Here is a 15,117-nt window from a genome sequence, read left to right on the forward strand (position 1 = left end):
ACAGCGGTGGTGTCACGGCGCCGCTGCGGCGCTCGTCCGAATCATGATGCTCGTCCGTAAGATGAGGCATGACCTTCTCGGACGCGGTCTGGACGGCGGCGGGTGCCGGGCTCATCCTGCTGATGCTCGCCGACGTCCTTTACACCCTCCTCTACCCTCACGGGTCCGGTCCCGTGTGCCGGGCCATCATGCGGGGGTTCTGGCACGTGTCACGAACGGTGAGCGGGCGGTCCTCCGCCTTTGCCGCCCCCGCGGCAATGGCTGCCGTCATTGCGGCGTGGGCTGCGCTGGCGGTCGTGGGGTGGGCCTTCCTGTACCTACCGCACCTGCGGGACGGATTTGTCTACGCCGATGGGGTGCCGCAGGAGGGAAATTTCAGCGAGGCGCTCTACATTTCCATGGTCGCACTCTCCACCGTTGGATTCGGCGAGATTGTTGCGGAGGACGCCGGCCTCAGACTGCTCACCGCATCCGAGGCGATTACCGGCTTCGGCCTGTTGACGGCAGCGGTGTCCTGGATCCTGCAGGCCTATCCGGCGCTGGGCCGCCGCCGCGCGCTCGCCCATGAACTGAACCTACTCCGGGAGGCGAGCGGTCCGGAGGGTCTGACTCCTCTGGACCCACACCATGCTGCCGGCCTCCTTGAATCGCTGGCCCGGCAGGTCTCGCTGGTAAGCATCGACCTGCTGTCGTTCTACGAAAGCTACTACTTCCATGAGGTGCAGGAGAGGGGCTCCCTGCCCGACACCGTCTCCTATGCCCAGCAGCTCGCCGATGATGCCCAACGCAGTGGTGACCCCGAACTCCGCTTCGCGGGCAGGATGCTTACCTCGGCCTTGGATGACCTCGCCCAGGTTCTCCGCAACCGGTTCGGCCATTCCGGGGCGACCTCCTCGGCGGTCTTTGACCACTACGCCGTGCACCACCGACACCGCCGGGTCCGCGCCGGGCGCACCCCGTAGCAGTCGGGCGCACCCCCATAGCAGCCGGGCGTGCATCCGGGTCCGCGCCGGGCGCACCCCGTAGCAGCCGGGCGGCGCCAGCAACAGTTGCTACACCCCGTAACCGCCAGCGCACCCAGGAGCAGCCCGACGCCTCCGGTCAGCGGCGGAGAGCCGTGTTCAGTCGGGCGGCCTGCCGCGTCAGGTGATCCCGTTCCGGGAGGTTCGGTGCCTGCCGTGCCGCCTCCGTGTAGAGCCGTGCCGCGGCCACCCGATCGCCGTCCCGCTCGTGGAGGTATGCAGCGGCGGCAGTATGACGGGGGATGGCGGGATCGAGCGACGCCAGCGCGGCCAGGCCGGCCCGGGGCCCGTCGGCCTCGCCCACCGCAACGGCCCGGTTGAGCCGGGCCACCGGGCTGTCTGTGAGGCGCACCAGTTCGTCGTACCACTCCACGATCTGCACCCAGTCGGTCTCGGCGGCCGTCCGGGCATCGGCGTGCAGCGCGGCGATGGCTGCCTGCGCCTGATACTCGCCCAGCCTGTCACGGGCCAAGGCTTTCTGCAGCACATCGACACCCTCGGTGATCAGTCGGGTGTCCCATAGGCTGCGGTCCTGCTCCGCGAGCGGCACCAGGCTGCCGTCGTTCCGGGTCCGTGCGGATCGCCGGGCGTGGTGGAGCAGCATGAGCGCCAGCAGCCCGGCGACCTCCTGGTGGTCAATCCGGGCTGCGAGCTGCCGGGTCAGCCGGATCGCCTCGGCAGCTAGGTCGAGCTCGCCCGAATAGCCCTCGTTGAAGACGAGGTAAAGGACCCGCAGCACGGTAGCCACGTCACCGGGCTGGTCGAACCGGATGCCGGCGACGGTCCGCTTGGCCCGGCTGATCCGCTGCGCCATGGTGGCCTCACCGACCAGGTAGGCGCGTGCAATCTGCCCGGTGGTGAGACCTCCAACAGCGCGCAGCGTGAGCGCAACCGCCGACGACGGTGTGAGGGACGGGTGGGCGCATAGGAAGTAGAGCTGAAGCGAATCGTCCCCGCCCGGGCCGGAGCCGGGGGAGGGCTCGGCCACGACCCGCTGCTCCCGCAACCGACGCGAGGCATCGGCCCGCACAGCGTCGAGGAACTTCCGCCATGCCACCGTCACCAACCAGCCCTTCGGGTCACGCGGCGGTCGCTCCGGCCAGGTGTGCAGGGCCTCGATCACGGCCTCCTGCACCGCATCCTCGGCCGCCGCGAAGTCGGCTCCGCGGCGGACGAGGACGGGGATCACCTCAGGGGTGAGGCTCCGAAGGAGGACCCCATCCATGGGTTACTCCGTCACGGTGGGAGGCATGGCAAGGAACGGACGCAGCTCGAGCCACTCATGAATCGGCCGGCCGCCGGCCCCCGGAGCCGCTGACAGCTCCCCGGCAAGCTCGAGCGCGCGGTCGTAGCTGTCGACGTCGAGCACCATCCACCCGGCAATGAGGTCCTTGGTCTCCGCGAACGGGCCGTCGGTGACCGGGGGTCGTCCCTCGCCGTCGTAACGGACCCAGGTGCCCTCGGGCGACAGCGCCTGGCCGTCGATGTACTCGCCGGTTTCCTGAAGCCGCGCGGCGAAATCGTCCATGTACTGCAGGTGGGCCGAAATCTCCCCGGGCGTCCACTGGTCCATCGGCACGTCATTCACCCCGGTCGGTGCCCCGCGGTAGTGCTTGAGCAACAGGTACTTGGCCATCGTCGTCTCCTTCTCGTTCCTAGAACACAGCCCATTGTGGCTGTATTCACTCCAGGGACGAAGCAGCACGGGAAATCTCGACATCCGTCTGGAAATTCTCTTCGGTACGGTGCTTCCGCCCGCGGGGGACCGCGGCTACGGCATTCCGGATCCGACGTCGGAGCTGCTGTGAACGGTGACATCTCCATAGGAGGAGTTGGCGCGCACCTGAACCGCCGCGTGGCCGTCGTCGGGTGCATCGGCCGGGTCGAGCCCGCTGCGGACCTGCCCAAACTTCGTGGTCAGTCCCAGCCAAACCGCAGTGCCCGGCCGCACGCCGATATCAATCGACCCGGCGGAGGTGTGCGCGGTGATGACTCCGCGGTGCACCTCCTGAATCCGCACTGCACCGTTGGAGGCCCTGGCGTTCACATTGCCGCCGGCTCTGTGAATCAGGATGTCGCCGTTCGCCGCCTTCACCTGCAGGTCTCCGGTGACCTCGCCGACGAAGGTCTCGCCGTTTGAATTTCGAATGCTGCCGGACCCCTCAAGGCTGTCGACGTCAATCCTGCCGGTACCGCTGGTCAGTTCCGCTGGGCCGGTTGCCCGCAGGACCGTTATATCGCCCATTCCGGTCTTGGCCCTGAGGGCGGCGCAGGTGCCGACGCGGATCTCGCCCACACCGGTGGACAGCGAAACGTCACCGAACTCCCCGTCCACGCGGAGGCTCCCCATCCCTGAGGACACCTCCAACGACGAGCCGATCGGGACCTCGACGGCGGCGACGACGGCGCCCCCGTCGCTGAACCAGCTGTGGCGGCGCCATTGCTTCAACTTCACGCTCAGCCGGCCGTCGACGAACTCCACCGTTGTCTGTTCGGCGGCGTCGATGTCCAGGGACCGTGACGGGTTCCGCGGGCGGACGTCGACGGTCACCTCCGCCCGGTCGGTGGCGCCGACCCAGATGTCACCCCGGGCGCCAATGTCGATGCGCGCTCCAACGGGTCCGGAGGTTTCAAAGAGCGTCATGAGCGTGCCCATCCTGTGATGCTTCGGGTGCCGGGAATCGGCCTGGAAACGGGCCGTCCTGCACTGGAATCGAGTGACGCGGCGACCGCGCGTACCAGCCAGGTGTTCACCGACAGGCCCTCACGGCCCGCCGCGGCTTCAACCCTCGCCTTCAGGTGGTCGGGCAGCCGCAGCGTCGTCCGGGTGGAGCCGCCCTCCTCGGATAGGGCCGGGATGCCGGCCTCCACTCCCGCTGCTGGACCGGCAGGTTCGTCCGGCAGGCTGACGACGAACTCTGGATCGACGCCCCGAAGGCGGACCTCGACCGAACCCGGTGCCAGGTCATCGGTGATCTCGCCGGCCGCGTTGGACAGGGCATCGAGAAGCATCAGGCGAGCGGCGGATTCGAGCGGAGTCACCAGGCGTTCTGCGACATCCCGGGCATCCCCGCCCCCTGCCTCCGCTGCGACGAGCAGCTGTTCACGGAGCCGCTCAAGATAAGGGAGAAGGTTCATGACACCAGTATGACACCATGTGGTGTCAGCGTAAGGGCTCGGGAAAATAGTCCGCCGGGCCGGCGGGCTATTCTTCGCGTTCAAACGTCAAGGAGCCGCGGTCATTGCTCAGAATAAGGGTCTGTCCGTCCCAGCTGTAGCTCAGCGGCCGCTCGATGAGGTGGTGCAGCCACAGGTCGTAGTCGCCGACCGGCGGCGCGCAGTACTGCGCCTCTATGGACATCCTGCGGGTGTCAACGACCAACCTGTCCTCGGTCACTCTGACAGGGGCCTGGAGCCCGCTGCACGGCGGCCGGATGGAGGCGGTTCCCTCCCCTCCGGCGTTTGTCATCCGCCAATGGATCGGATGATCCCCAAGCCACTGGAGGTCACCGGCGGGATCCGTGCCGGAGACGGTGCGGAACTGGATATCGTCCAATCCATGGGCGGCCGGGCCACCACAACCCGATACCGCGCCGGCGAAAACCGCCAGCATGCCGAGCAGGATCCGCCGCGCTGGAATTCCGACCAGAGCGATCCCGGTGCGGGGGCGGCGGCGATCCGGCGGTCCTGCCACCGGCTAGAACCGCGACACGTTCAAAATCGGCTCCGGGAAGCCATCGAGGTCGTTCAGGAGAGGCCCGGGCTCCCCGGAACTGACCAGCGCGCCCTGGACCTGCTCGGGCGGAGCGCCCGGATTGTTGGCACGGTACAGCGCGGCACCGCCTGCGACCAGGGGAGCGGAGAAGCTTGTTCCACTACTGGCTGCGTACTGGCTATCGAGAAAGGTGGAACTGAGGCAGGTGCCCGGTGCGGTGATGTCGACGGCCGGACCAAAGTTCGAGTAGAACGCAAGAGTGTCGTCCGTCACACCGGGTATGCAGGCCTCGGTGGGTCCGAGGCCGCCCGGCCGACCGTCGGTGTCGGACATTGCGGAGACGGTGATGACTGAGGAAAAGGCGGCCGGTTCCAGGAAGCCCGCGTCGCGGGCCTCATTTCCTGCCGCTGCCACCACGGTGACACCGGCGGTCGTGGCTGCACAGACGGCCTCGAGGATCATGCTGTCGTTCGGGGGTGCGCAGTCGACGTCATAGCCGCGCAGGGGTCCGCCGAGGCTGAGGTTGGCGACGTCGACGGTGGCGGCGTTGGCGGTGACCCAGTCCAGCCCGCACAGGAGGCTTGAGTCGGTGACGATTCCCTGCGGGTCGGCCACCCGGACCGCCCACAGCCGCGCGCCGGGTGCTGCTCCTACCCGTCCAATCGCATTGTCAAGGGCGGCGGCAAGACCGCCGACCATCGTGCCGTGGCCGACGACGTCCTCGTGCCCGTCCCCGGGCGCACAGTCAGCGCCGCCGACGACGTTGAGGTCGGGATGATCCGACTGTAGGCCGGTGTCGAGGACCGCGATGTCGGCGTCGACCCGCTCGTCGATGCCGTCGATCCTCGCCGTCGGACTCTCCAACGCGCCGATCCGCTTCACGCCGTTCGACACGAGCTGGGCCGGCTGCGGCGGATTCTCAACCGCGCCGATCTGGGGAGCAGCAACGGTCCGGTCCGGCAGGATTTCGCTGACGCGCGGATCGGCCTGCAGCTGCCGGGCCTGGGCCTCGGACAGCACGGCCGAATAGCCCTGGAAGGCTGAGCTGTAAACGATGTCCGGCTGGACTCCCGAGGTCTGTGCATGCTCTGCCGAGACCTGGCCCGCATCAACGCTCGAATTGAGGATGACGATGACCGGCCCGGCAGCGGCCGGTTCACTGGGCTCCACACCGCCCGCCGGCGAGGGTCCAAGGGTTACGGCGAGCAGTGCCGTGAGGATAGTTCCGAAAATTCGTGAAGCGTTCACAAGACGCCTTCCTGGCCTGCAGATGGGGCAAGGTTCGGGGAGGATCGCTCACCGTTGTGCCCATCTTAGGTGCGCCGGGGCCATGCAACAACGGGCGAAAGGCCCGCTGGTTTCCCTGGACCGCCTTCAGAACTTCCCCGCGGACGGCGTGCCAGCACGCCGCCGGGCCCGACGACGGGGACGTCCACGCCCTGCCGCTAGGCCGAATCGGCAAGTTGCCGGGCGAAAAACCGCGCCTCGGCCTCGATTTCGAACCGCGGCACGGCGGTGTGGCCGCCGGCGTTCGCATGAAGCGACTTTTCGGTGGACGCGAGGGCGTCATACACCCCGAGGCCCACCGCACGGTCCACGAATTCGTCATCCCATTGCAGCAGGAACTGGACGGGCACCCGGATACGGCGGGCCTGCTCCCTCAGCTGATCGCTGCCGGTGAGTCCCAGGACGGCGGCGGTGATCCGCCGTTCCCCGGCGACGAAGGGGATCCCGATCGTTGCCCCCAATGACAGTCCCCAGAACCCGATGCGGACGTCTGCGCCGATCTCGTCGAGCGCCTGGACAGCGGTGAGCACCTCGAATAATTCGGGCAGGGCCTGGGTGGCGATGTCGGCGTTGTATCTCTCCATCAGGTTGCGCACCGGGGTGCCGTCGCGTCGCGCTTGCGTCAACTGCTCGATGAACAGCGTGTCGCGCGCGCTCCGTTCCCGGTCACCGTGGCCCGGGGCGTCGATGGCGACGATGGCGGCATCCAGCTCCTTCAGGTACTGCCGGGCGCGGCCCGCCACGGCCGGTGCGCTCTTATGCTGGCCGCCGCCGTGGGCCAGCAGCACCAGCGCCGTTCGCTGGCCCGGCTGGTCCCGGGTCCACATCACCCCCGGGACCGCCCCGAGCCGGAAAGGACGTTCGAGGATGCCGTCGGCCTGGGTCCCTCCGATGAATTTCATGGGTTCTCCCGCTCGGCGATCAAGGTAACTCCCGGTGCGGGGTCCAGCCAATAGGGAGCGGGCCCGTGATGTCCGCGCGGCGCCGGTCGGCGGCCGCCGACCAGCCCTGCGCCTCCCGGGCGCCCGGTTCACCGACCGCCCCCCGCGCCACCCGGAAACCAATATCTTCAAGGACAGCGTCCGGGGCGCTGCCCCGGCGGACCGACGCGCGGGTGCTCCACGCCTTGTCGGCCCACCCACCTCCACGGAGGGTCCGGTAGTCGCCGTACCGGGCAGTGTCGGCATAGTCCCAGCACCATTCCCAGACATTTCCGATCATGTCGAACAGTCCAAAGGCGTTTGGAGCCTTCAAGGCCACTTGCCTGGGTGCTTCGACCCGGTCCGCCGCCGTCCACGCGATGTCCGGGAGCGGCCCGTAGGTCGGGGTCAGCGTGCCCGCCCGGCAGGCAAACTCCCACTCCGCTTCGGTGGGGAGCCGGTAGCCGTCCGCACCAACGTCCCAGGTGACTTCCCGCGAAGAGATGGTGTAGGCCGGCCGAATCCCGGTCCGCGACGACAGGTTGTTGCACCACCGAATGGCGTCGAACCACGTTACCGGGTGAACGGGAACCAGTCCCGCCCGTTCCGGGGCTTCCGGTGAACCGCTGGCCTGCGCCCACTCGGCCACCGTGATCTGCGTTCTTCCGATCGAATACGGAACCAGGGTGACCGCGCGGAAGGAGCCGGACCGGGCATCGCGCATTTCGAGGGTGCCCCCGGGAACCAATACCAGCGGGACAGCCCCGGCGGGCGCGGCAGGAAAGTCTGGCTGTGCCGGGAGGGCGGGATTCTGCCGGTGGAGGGCAGCGCCGTCGTCCTCATTCGCCGTCGTCATCATTCACCATCGCTCCCATTCGCCCCCCCTCATCCGACTGTCCTTTGTCGCCATGGCCCTCATTGTCCACCGGATTTCCCTTGTCCACCCGGATTCACCCAGGCGTTGGATGCCTGTCTCCGGCTGGCCACCTAGAGCCGGAAGAGTCTCGTGGGTCAGCTGTTACGGCTGAACACAACGAGAACCTGCTTGTCGACCAAGGAGATTGCCTGTGACGCATCCCACCGCGAAAGTAAGCACACCCCGGCGGAAGGAACCCCTTCGGGCCCTCCTCACCGGCGTGATGACCCTGGCGACCCTCGCCGCAGGCATCAGCGGAGCCGCCGCCGAATCCGCAAAGGAAGGCCGCACCACCGTGATCGCCCACCGCGGGGCCTCAGCAGACGCCCCGGAGAACACGCTTCCCGCCGTCGACCTCGGAGCGGCTGTGAAGGCCGACTTCGTCGAGATCGATGTCCAACGCACCCTCGACGGCGAACTCGTAGTCATCCACGACACCACCCTCGGACGCACCACGGACGTGGAAACCAAGTTCCCCGGCCGGGCCCCCTACCGCGTCGCCGACTTCACCTATGCGGAAATCTCGACGCTCGATGCCGGATCCTGGTTCGGTCCGGAATTCGCAGGGACACGGGTTCCGACGCTACAGCAGGTCCTCGATACCCTGCATGGCCGGGCGGGGTTGCTGCTCGAGGTCAAGAGTCCCGAGCTCTACCCGGGGATCAGCGCCGATATCGCAGCCGAGCTTGACTCGGAGGGTTGGCTGAACGCCGACGAGCGGGCCGGACGCCTCGTCGTCCAGTCGTTCAACTGGGACTTCATGAGGGAGTTCAATGCCCTTGCTCCCGAGGTCCCGGCCGGGCTGCTGGGTGGCCCGCCCGCACCGGCCGAATACGCCGAGCTGTCCACCTGGGCCGATCAGATCAACCCCAGCCACACCCGGCTCACCAGCGGGTTCGTGGATCTGGTCCACCAGTACGGAATGGAAACCTGGCCGTACACCGTCGATGACCCGCAGCGCATGCGCGCCCTGACCGCCCTCGGCGTCGACGGCATCATCACAAACAAGCCCGCCCTCCTCAGTGACCTGCTGAAGGTGGACGCCGTACCCACCCGTTAGGCCGATGCCACCGGTACGGGGATCCGACCGCCCCGTACCGGTGGTTCCACCGGACGTCCCGCGGTGCTGCGGTTACGACCGCAGCCGGATGCTGCCGTCATGACCGCAGCCGGAGGCTGCCGTTGCGGCCGCGGCCGGATGATAGCCTTCACCACCGCGGTGCGGAAGGCTATCATCCGGGAAAACGCCGGATCGAGGAGGGCATCACCAATGAGGACTGCTGCCGACTTCGAAGCCGCGCTCCGTGCGCTCGCCACCGAGGACCAGCGGGTCAAGTACAGGCGGTTCTTCCCCGGGGACAACTCCTTCATCGGCGTGCGGATGGGAGACGTCTTCAGCCTGGCCAAGACCGCCCTTGACCTGCCGGTAGCGGAGCTGGAGGCACTGCTTGAAAGCCCCACCCACGAAGTACGCGTGGGCGCCTGCTCGATCATGGGAAAGGCGGCCATGGCCAGGAAGATCCAGCCCGGGCGCCACCTCGAGTTATATGAGCTGTACCTGCGGCGGCACGACCGCATCGACACCTGGGACCTGGTGGACCTCGCCGCGCACCAGGTTCTCGGCACGTGGCTCCTCGACAAGCCCCGGACCCCGCTCGACCGGCTGGCCGAATCCCGCTTCTGGCCCGAACGGCGCAGCGCCATCGTCGCGACGGCCGCGTTCTTGAAGCGGAAAGAGGTGGATGACACGCTGAGAATCGCTGCAGTGCTCGCAGGGGATCCCGAAGAGCTCGTGCAGAAGGGGGTCGGGTGGATGCTCCGCTATGTCGGAGACATCGATCGGGCGAGGCTGCTGGCCCACCTCGACCGGTACGCGGGCGCGATGTCACGTACAGGAGTCCGGGCGGCCATCGAGAAGCTCGATACCCCAACCCGCGACTCCTACCTCCGATCCCGCTGACGCGGTGGGCGCCTATCCGGAATCAGCACGTCTGCCCGTGGAAGGCCGCGGCCTGCTCCACCCCTGCCACTCCCACCCGGCCACTGCCAATCCGGCCACTGCGATCCGCTACCCTAGCCCGCTACCCCAGCCCGCTACCCCAACCCGCTACCCCGACCGGACATACGCACCCCGGCTCCTACCCGCCCCAGCCCGATGCGCCCAGCACGCCCAGGGTCTGCAGCGCCGGGTTATCGATCCTGAGGAGCGATGCACCAATCCCGCCCACCGCATACAGCGAGACCGGCACCAGCAGGCACCACTCCCGGAGGGATCCCGCGTTGCCCAGGATGGGCACGGCGAAATGGCCGTTCCGCTTCCACATCCAGCCCACCACCGGCAGTGACGCCACGACCCGCGGCGGTCGAATCCGAAGCGGGTAGAGGAGGTTGCAGCCCCCCGTCGTCATCATGTCGCCGGCGATGTGCACGACGACGCCGAGCCCGACCGCGATCGGGAACCAGAACTGCTCCTCGGGTGCGAAGGCGGTGACGAAGGCGCCGGCGGCCAGGCCCACCGCCCAGGGGAACTTGCGCATGGTGTCCGGGATGATCTTCAGCGCCTTGGCGGCGAAGGAGACCAGCAGGACGGTCAGCACGCCCGCTCCGGGATAAACAGTCCCATACGCTGCGGTTTCCGCGGTCCACATGCCTGCCAGCCAGGCCACGCCCACGAAGGCCAGCACGCCGAGCAGGGAGTGGGTACCGCGGCGGTGCCCACCGGCGATCCTGCCGATGCCGGTGCAGACGAGGTTCGACACCGGGGGCAGTGAGTTGGCGATCGTTGCGCTGCGGTGGTCCGCGTCCGGGAGAAGTGCGGCCCCGGCGGTCACCAGGGCGCCCGTCACGACTCCGATGGGGCTGACGTCGAGCAGGCCGAGCCCGAGGCTGAGGGATCCGGGTGCACCGGCAAGCAGCCCGGCCACCTCAATCCGGGTGGTCACAGCGACCCAGGCGGCTGCGCCGCAGGCTGCGTGGTGGGCTCCCATCATGGAGCGGTCCCTTCTGGAGAAACTTCGCCTTGCCGCAGATCTGCGGGCCGGGCGTTTGGCCTCACCATCGTTGCCGCTGCCACTGTCATTGTGCCCGGCAGGGCCATTGCCGGTCGGGCGGCGGGCTGGCATTCTTGAGGGAACCGCGGCCGCCAGCAGCACATGGGAGGAACCGAGGATGCCGCTCTACCTGTCGAAATTCAGCTACACCCCCGATGCCTGGGCCCGGCTCATCGGCAACCCGGAGGACCGGCGGGAGGCCGCCCGGACCTACATCGAATCGGTTGGTGGAAGCCTCCACGGCTTCTGGTACGCCTTCGGATCCTCCGACGGCTACACTCTCTGGGAGGCACCGGACAATGTGTCGATGGCCGCGGTGGCCATGGCTCTTAGCGGAGGCGGCGCCCTCAGTTCGCTGGACACGACGGTGCTCATGACGATCGACGAAACCCTCACCGCCCTGCGCCGCGCCGGGGATGTCCGATACCGCCCGCCCGGCGCCTGAGCTCACCCGTAACCGAGCCGCCGGTGGGCCCGCCGTCTGAGAGGCGGAGCTACCGCTCCTGCAGCACGGACAGCACGTTTCCCGACGGATCCTTGAACCAGGCGATGAAGGGCCCTCCGCCGCGGTGGACGCCGGCGTCATCCTGCTCGATGCCGTCGTAGCGTTCGAGGCGCACTCCGCGCTCGGCGAGCGCGCCGACGGCGGCGTCAATGTCATCCACCTCGAAATTCAGGACCGTGTAGCTCGCCGGAGTGGAGTCGGGTTGTTCGTAGACGAGGGTGTCCCGTCCTCCGGCGAGGTGGAGCCACATCAGGCCGTGCTCCTCGGAGGTCCTGAGCCCGAGGGTGTCACCGTAGAACCGTCGGGCATCCTCAAGGCTGCGGACCGCCAGGCCGCTGAAGGCCTTGGTATCAGCGAACATGGTTCATCTCCTCCTCATTGGGGCCGCTGCACCGCGGCCGGTAGCCCCAGAATGGCACTGTGCGCGCCCGCGCAACAGGGGAGACTGCGCAGCTCCCGTGCCCCGCGGCCCGCAAGGGGCAGGCGTCATCCAAAATTTCGGCCATTGCTTGTTGCCAAGGGGCCCGCAAGGGAGTGAAGTAGGTCCCATGTTCACGCCGGGGTCCGGCCGCTGTCCGGTGCCGGAACCGCGCACCCGCTAGGGAGGTCACCATGAGCACGACTTCTGAACCAGTAACCGAGCCGGCCCGCGAGGGTGAAGAGCCGGCGCTTAAACGGGTCCTCGGGCCAAAACTTCTGCTCCTGTTCATTGTCGGGGACATTCTGGGAGCAGGGGTCTACGCCGTCACCGGCACCATGGCCGGGACGGTCGGCGGCATCGTCTGGCTGCCGTTCCTGCTGGCCTTCATCGTGGCGACGATGACCGCGTTCTCCTATCTCGAACTGGTCACCCAGTACCCCCAGGCGGCCGGTGCGGCGCTCTACTGCCACAAGGCGTTCGGGATCCACTTCGTCACCTTTCTGGTCGCTTTCGCGGTCGTCTGTTCGGGCATCACCAGCGCCTCGACCTCGGCCAACGTACTGGCTCAGAACTTCTTCGGGGGCCTCGAGATCAACGGCTGGATGGATGTGCCCGGCCAGGGCGTGATCACCGCGGTAGCGATGGGCTTCATGCTGCTGCTCGCGGCGATCAACCTTCGCGGGGTGGGGGAAAGCGTGAAGTTCAACGTCCTGCTCACCCTCGTCGAGATGATCGCCCTGTGCATCGTGATCGGGGTCGGCTTCTACGTCATCGCCCAAGGGGAGGGGAACCTGCAGCAGGTCACCGTCTTCTCCGACTACCAGGACAAGGGACTCTTCCTTGCGGTCACAGCGGCCACCTCCATCGCCTTCTTCGCGATGGTCGGCTTCGAGGATTCGGTGAACATGGTCGAGGAGGTCAAGGATCCTGAGCGGATTTTCCCGCGGACCATGCTGACAGGCCTGGGCATCGCAGTGATCCTCTACATGCTGGTGGCGGTCTCCGTGGTCACTGTGCTCACCCCCACGGAGCTCGAAGGGATCCGGGAGGCCGAAGGCGCCGCGCTCCTCGAGGTGGTGGAGAAAGGCTCCCCGGACTTCCCAATCGACAACATCTTCCCGTTCCTTGCTGTCTTCGCAGTCGCGAACACTGCCCTCATCAACATGCTCATGGCAAGCCGCATGATTTACGGCATGGCCCGCCAGAACGTCCTGCCGCGGCCTCTGGGGAAGGTTCTCCCGGGACGCCGTACCCCGTGGGCCGGTATCGCGTTTTCCACGATTCTCGCCCTTGGGTTGATCTGGTACGTCACAAGCGACCCGGACAGCAACGTCGTCGCAAACCTGTCCGGCACGACCGCGTTCCTGCTGCTGTGCGTGTTCACCGTGGTCAACGTCGCCTGCGTCATCCTGCGCCGCAAGCGGGACCCCAACCGCAAGGTATTTTTCACCTCGCCGGGGCCGCTGCCCCTGATTGCGGCGGTACTGTGCGCCTTCCTCGCCGGACCCTGGGTCGGCCGGGACGTGATCCAGTACCAGATCGCCGGCGGACTGCTGGCGATCGGCGTGGTGCTGTGGGCTATCACCTGGTTCGTCAATAAGAAGACGAACACCGGCGCCTCCCAGCGGGGGTGACGTCCTGACGGACAACTGACGGCGATGGCGCGGCACCGCGGAGGCTGGGCGACCAGTACCGCGCAGGGGGGCTAGACGACGAGGAACACTGCCAGTGCCGCCATGAGGACGGCGATTCCCCCGTCCAGGACGCGCCAGGCGCTGCGGCGGCGGAAAACGGGTGCGAGGAACCGGGCGCCGACGCCGAGGGCGGAGAACCACACGATGCTGCCCACGCCTGCACCCGCGGCGAACCACCACCGGCCGTCCGGGCCGTGGGAGCTCGCCAACGACCCGAGGAGAAGGACCGTATCCAGATAGACGTGCGGGTTCAACCAGGTGAGCGCCAGACAGGTGCCCAGGGCGGCCTTCCAGGTGCGCTTCTCCTGCGCGCCGACGACGTCGAGGTGCTCCCCGCGGATGGCCCGGACGGCGGCAAGGACCGCGTACCCAAGCAGGAATGCGGCACCGGCCCACCGGACGACCTCGAGAAGCAGCGGGGCCCGCTCGATGGCCACGCCGAGCCCGCCCACGCCCAGCATGATGAGAAGAAGGTCCGACAGGGCGCAGACTGCGACCACCAGGGCGACATGGGAACGTTGCAGCCCCTGCCGCAGGACGAAGGCGTTCTGGGCCCCGATGGCAATGATGAGGGACAGGCCGGCGGTCAGGCCGGCTGCAGCAGGAAGAATCACCCTTCCACGGTAGGCACCACACCAAAATTAGGACAGCTCAGCTTTCTAAAGAATGATAAGAAGAGCTAATGAGGGAGATCGACCCGCACCAGGCCCGCACGCTGGCCACCATCATCTCCACCGGCAGCTTCGAGGCGGCTGCGGCGGCCCTGTCCGTAACGGCGTCAGCGGTGAGCCAGCGCATCCGGGCCCTCGAAACGGCCGTCGGGCGGCCGGTGCTCCGGCGGACCCGTCCGGTCGAACTGACCGACGCCGGCCAGGCCGTGGTGCGCTTTGCCCGGCAGCTCGAACTGCTTTCCGCCGATGTCCTCACCGAACTGGGATCGGACGATCCGGCCGCGGGACGCGGCCTCACGATCGTCATCAACGCCGATTCGCTCAACACCTGGGCCCTGGCGGCCCTGGCGCCGCTGGCCCTGACACTGCAGCTTGAGGTGCTCCGTGAGGACCAGGAACACTCGCTCGAGCTGCTGCGCAACGGTGCCGCCGCTGCCGCCATCACCTCCACAGGCGCCCCGATCCCGGGATGCTCCGCCCAGCCGCTGGGCGTCATGCGCTACCTCCCGGTGTGCACCGCGGAGTTCCGACGGGAGTGGTTCGCGGACGGAGTTACTCCCGCGGCGCTCACCCGCGCCCCGGTGATCGTTTTTGACCGGAAGGACGATCTGCAGGACCGATACCTGCGGGGGCGGGGCGTCCTGTCAGGCACCCCGCCCCGCCACTACATTCCGGCTGCCCATGAATTCGGGGAGGCCATCGCGTTAGGCATGGGGTGGGGGCTGCTTCCGGAACTGGAGCTGGCCCGCGATTCCCGCCGACGGAGCCTTGCCGCCTTCGACGCCGGAACATTCGTCGACGTTCCCCTGCACTGGCAGCAATGGCGCCACGGTTCGGCGGCGCTCGACGAGGTGGCTGCGACCATCCGAGGGGCCGCAGCGGTACTGCGCTAGGGGGACGGTGCGGCGCGGTCCGG

Annotated in this window: 17 protein-coding genes; 6 read left to right on the forward strand and 11 right to left on the reverse strand. The window is 67.8% G+C overall.

The features are described 5' to 3' along the window. The first annotated feature begins 68 nt into the window (after positions 1–68). Complete coding sequence (locus tag GVV86_RS10775; protein ID WP_159802803.1) at positions 69–962, forward strand: potassium channel family protein; 894 nt, start codon at positions 69–71, stop codon at positions 960–962. 139 nt (positions 963–1,101) lie between these two features. Here the strand turns inward: GVV86_RS10775 and GVV86_RS10780 are convergent, their stop codons facing one another. From GVV86_RS10780 to GVV86_RS10815, 8 genes are all read right to left on the reverse strand, one after another. Continuing rightward, positions 1,102–2,247 carry an RNA polymerase sigma factor gene (locus GVV86_RS10780; protein WP_159802804.1) on the reverse strand — a complete coding sequence of 382 codons (1,146 nt, stop codon included), beginning with the start codon at positions 2,245–2,247 and terminating at the stop codon, positions 1,102–1,104. Positions 2,248–2,250: 3 nt separating this feature from the next. Further along, the gene (locus GVV86_RS10785; protein WP_159619282.1) at positions 2,251–2,658 is read right to left on the reverse strand and encodes a YciI family protein; all 408 of its coding nucleotides are present in this window, start codon (positions 2,656–2,658) and stop codon (positions 2,251–2,253) included. 135 nt (positions 2,659–2,793) lie between these two features. Further along, entirely contained in the window at positions 2,794–3,678 is an 885-nt protein-coding gene (locus tag GVV86_RS10790; RefSeq protein WP_159802805.1) for a DUF4097 family beta strand repeat-containing protein, read from the reverse strand. After that, on the reverse strand, positions 3,663–4,160 hold the full coding sequence (locus GVV86_RS10795) for a hypothetical protein (protein WP_159619278.1): 498 nt from the start codon (positions 4,158–4,160) through the stop codon (positions 3,663–3,665). Before GVV86_RS10795 ends, GVV86_RS10790 begins: the two co-directional genes overlap by 16 nt. Before the next feature lie 67 nt (positions 4,161–4,227). Beyond that, a complete protein-coding gene (locus GVV86_RS18550; protein WP_159619276.1) occupies positions 4,228–4,491 on the reverse strand; it encodes an META domain-containing protein in 264 nt (87 codons plus the stop codon). A gap of 228 nt (positions 4,492–4,719) precedes the next feature. After that, a complete protein-coding gene (locus GVV86_RS10805) occupies positions 4,720–5,985 on the reverse strand; it encodes a S8 family peptidase (protein WP_159619274.1) in 1,266 nt (421 codons plus the stop codon). A 197-nt stretch (positions 5,986–6,182) separates the two neighbouring features. Next, the gene (locus tag GVV86_RS10810) at positions 6,183–6,926 is read right to left on the reverse strand and encodes an alpha/beta fold hydrolase (protein ID WP_159619272.1); all 744 of its coding nucleotides are present in this window, start codon (positions 6,924–6,926) and stop codon (positions 6,183–6,185) included. A gap of 19 nt (positions 6,927–6,945) precedes the next feature. Further along, a complete protein-coding gene (locus GVV86_RS10815) occupies positions 6,946–7,803 on the reverse strand; it encodes a formylglycine-generating enzyme family protein (protein ID WP_246669958.1) in 858 nt (285 codons plus the stop codon). 208 nt (positions 7,804–8,011) lie between these two features. Between GVV86_RS10815 and GVV86_RS10820 the strand changes: the two genes are divergently transcribed. Together GVV86_RS10820 and GVV86_RS10825 are read left to right on the forward strand one after the other, a co-directional pair. Continuing rightward, positions 8,012–8,920 carry a glycerophosphodiester phosphodiesterase gene (locus GVV86_RS10820; protein WP_246669959.1) on the forward strand — a complete coding sequence of 303 codons (909 nt, stop codon included), beginning with the start codon at positions 8,012–8,014 and terminating at the stop codon, positions 8,918–8,920. 210 nt (positions 8,921–9,130) lie between these two features. Continuing rightward, complete coding sequence (locus GVV86_RS10825) at positions 9,131–9,820, forward strand: DNA alkylation repair protein (RefSeq protein ID WP_159802807.1); 690 nt, start codon at positions 9,131–9,133, stop codon at positions 9,818–9,820. Between the two features lie 178 nt (positions 9,821–9,998). Here the strand turns inward: GVV86_RS10825 and GVV86_RS10830 are convergent, their stop codons facing one another. Then, the gene (locus GVV86_RS10830; RefSeq protein ID WP_159802808.1) at positions 9,999–10,850 is read right to left on the reverse strand and encodes a metal-dependent hydrolase; all 852 of its coding nucleotides are present in this window, start codon (positions 10,848–10,850) and stop codon (positions 9,999–10,001) included. Positions 10,851–11,028: 178 nt separating this feature from the next. On the opposite strand from GVV86_RS10830, the gene GVV86_RS10835 reads away from it, so the two are divergent. Further along, positions 11,029–11,355, forward strand: coding sequence for a GYD domain-containing protein (locus tag GVV86_RS10835; RefSeq protein ID WP_159802809.1), 327 nt, complete (start codon positions 11,029–11,031; stop codon positions 11,353–11,355). Positions 11,356–11,404: 49 nt separating this feature from the next. Here the strand turns inward: GVV86_RS10835 and GVV86_RS10840 are convergent, their stop codons facing one another. After that, complete coding sequence (locus GVV86_RS10840; protein ID WP_159802810.1) at positions 11,405–11,776, reverse strand: VOC family protein; 372 nt, start codon at positions 11,774–11,776, stop codon at positions 11,405–11,407. Positions 11,777–12,027: 251 nt separating this feature from the next. Here GVV86_RS10840 and GVV86_RS10845 point away from each other — a divergent pair, with 251 nt between their 5' ends. After that, on the forward strand, positions 12,028–13,470 hold the full coding sequence (locus GVV86_RS10845; RefSeq protein WP_159802811.1) for an APC family permease: 1,443 nt from the start codon (positions 12,028–12,030) through the stop codon (positions 13,468–13,470). Between the two features lie 71 nt (positions 13,471–13,541). Here GVV86_RS10845 and GVV86_RS10850 read toward each other — a convergent pair whose 3' ends face one another. Further along, positions 13,542–14,144 (reverse strand): LysE/ArgO family amino acid transporter, encoded by a 603-nt coding sequence (locus tag GVV86_RS10850; RefSeq protein WP_159802812.1) that lies wholly within the window; start codon positions 14,142–14,144, stop codon positions 13,542–13,544. Between the two features lie 68 nt (positions 14,145–14,212). On the opposite strand from GVV86_RS10850, the gene GVV86_RS10855 reads away from it, so the two are divergent. Next, entirely contained in the window at positions 14,213–15,094 is an 882-nt protein-coding gene (locus GVV86_RS10855) for an ArgP/LysG family DNA-binding transcriptional regulator (protein ID WP_159802813.1), read from the forward strand. The last annotated feature ends 23 nt before the right edge of the window (positions 15,095–15,117 follow it).

Origin of the sequence: Arthrobacter zhaoguopingii (genome assembly GCF_009828595.1) — a bacterium.
GTDB lineage: Bacteria > Actinomycetota > Actinomycetes > Actinomycetales > Micrococcaceae > Arthrobacter_D > Arthrobacter_D zhaoguopingii.

What these genes read in the sequence shown, in the direction of transcription:
- GVV86_RS10775 (WP_159802803.1), top strand. Translation starts at nt 69, where the DNA reads ATGACCTTCTCGGACGCGGTCTGGACGGCGGCGGGTGCCGGGCTCATC.
- GVV86_RS10780 (WP_159802804.1), bottom strand. Translation starts at nt 2,247, where the DNA reads ATGGATGGGGTCCTCCTTCGGAGCCTCACCCCTGAGGTGATCCCCGTC.
- GVV86_RS10785 (WP_159619282.1), bottom strand. Translation starts at nt 2,658, where the DNA reads ATGGCCAAGTACCTGTTGCTCAAGCACTACCGCGGGGCACCGACCGGG.
- GVV86_RS10790 (WP_159802805.1), bottom strand. Translation starts at nt 3,678, where the DNA reads ATGGGCACGCTCATGACGCTCTTTGAAACCTCCGGACCCGTTGGAGCG.
- GVV86_RS10795 (WP_159619278.1), bottom strand. Translation starts at nt 4,160, where the DNA reads ATGAACCTTCTCCCTTATCTTGAGCGGCTCCGTGAACAGCTGCTCGTC.
- GVV86_RS18550 (WP_159619276.1), bottom strand. Translation starts at nt 4,491, where the DNA reads ATGACAAACGCCGGAGGGGAGGGAACCGCCTCCATCCGGCCGCCGTGC.
- GVV86_RS10810 (WP_159619272.1), bottom strand. Translation starts at nt 6,926, where the DNA reads ATGAAATTCATCGGAGGGACCCAGGCCGACGGCATCCTCGAACGTCCT.
- GVV86_RS10815 (WP_246669958.1), bottom strand. Translation starts at nt 7,803, where the DNA reads ATGATGACGACGGCGAATGAGGACGACGGCGCTGCCCTCCACCGGCAG.
- GVV86_RS10825 (WP_159802807.1), top strand. Translation starts at nt 9,131, where the DNA reads ATGAGGACTGCTGCCGACTTCGAAGCCGCGCTCCGTGCGCTCGCCACC.
- GVV86_RS10830 (WP_159802808.1), bottom strand. Translation starts at nt 10,850, where the DNA reads ATGATGGGAGCCCACCACGCAGCCTGCGGCGCAGCCGCCTGGGTCGCT.
- GVV86_RS10835 (WP_159802809.1), top strand. Translation starts at nt 11,029, where the DNA reads ATGCCGCTCTACCTGTCGAAATTCAGCTACACCCCCGATGCCTGGGCC.
- GVV86_RS10840 (WP_159802810.1), bottom strand. Translation starts at nt 11,776, where the DNA reads ATGTTCGCTGATACCAAGGCCTTCAGCGGCCTGGCGGTCCGCAGCCTT.
- GVV86_RS10845 (WP_159802811.1), top strand. Translation starts at nt 12,028, where the DNA reads ATGAGCACGACTTCTGAACCAGTAACCGAGCCGGCCCGCGAGGGTGAA.
- GVV86_RS10855 (WP_159802813.1), top strand. Translation starts at nt 14,213, where the DNA reads ATGAGGGAGATCGACCCGCACCAGGCCCGCACGCTGGCCACCATCATC.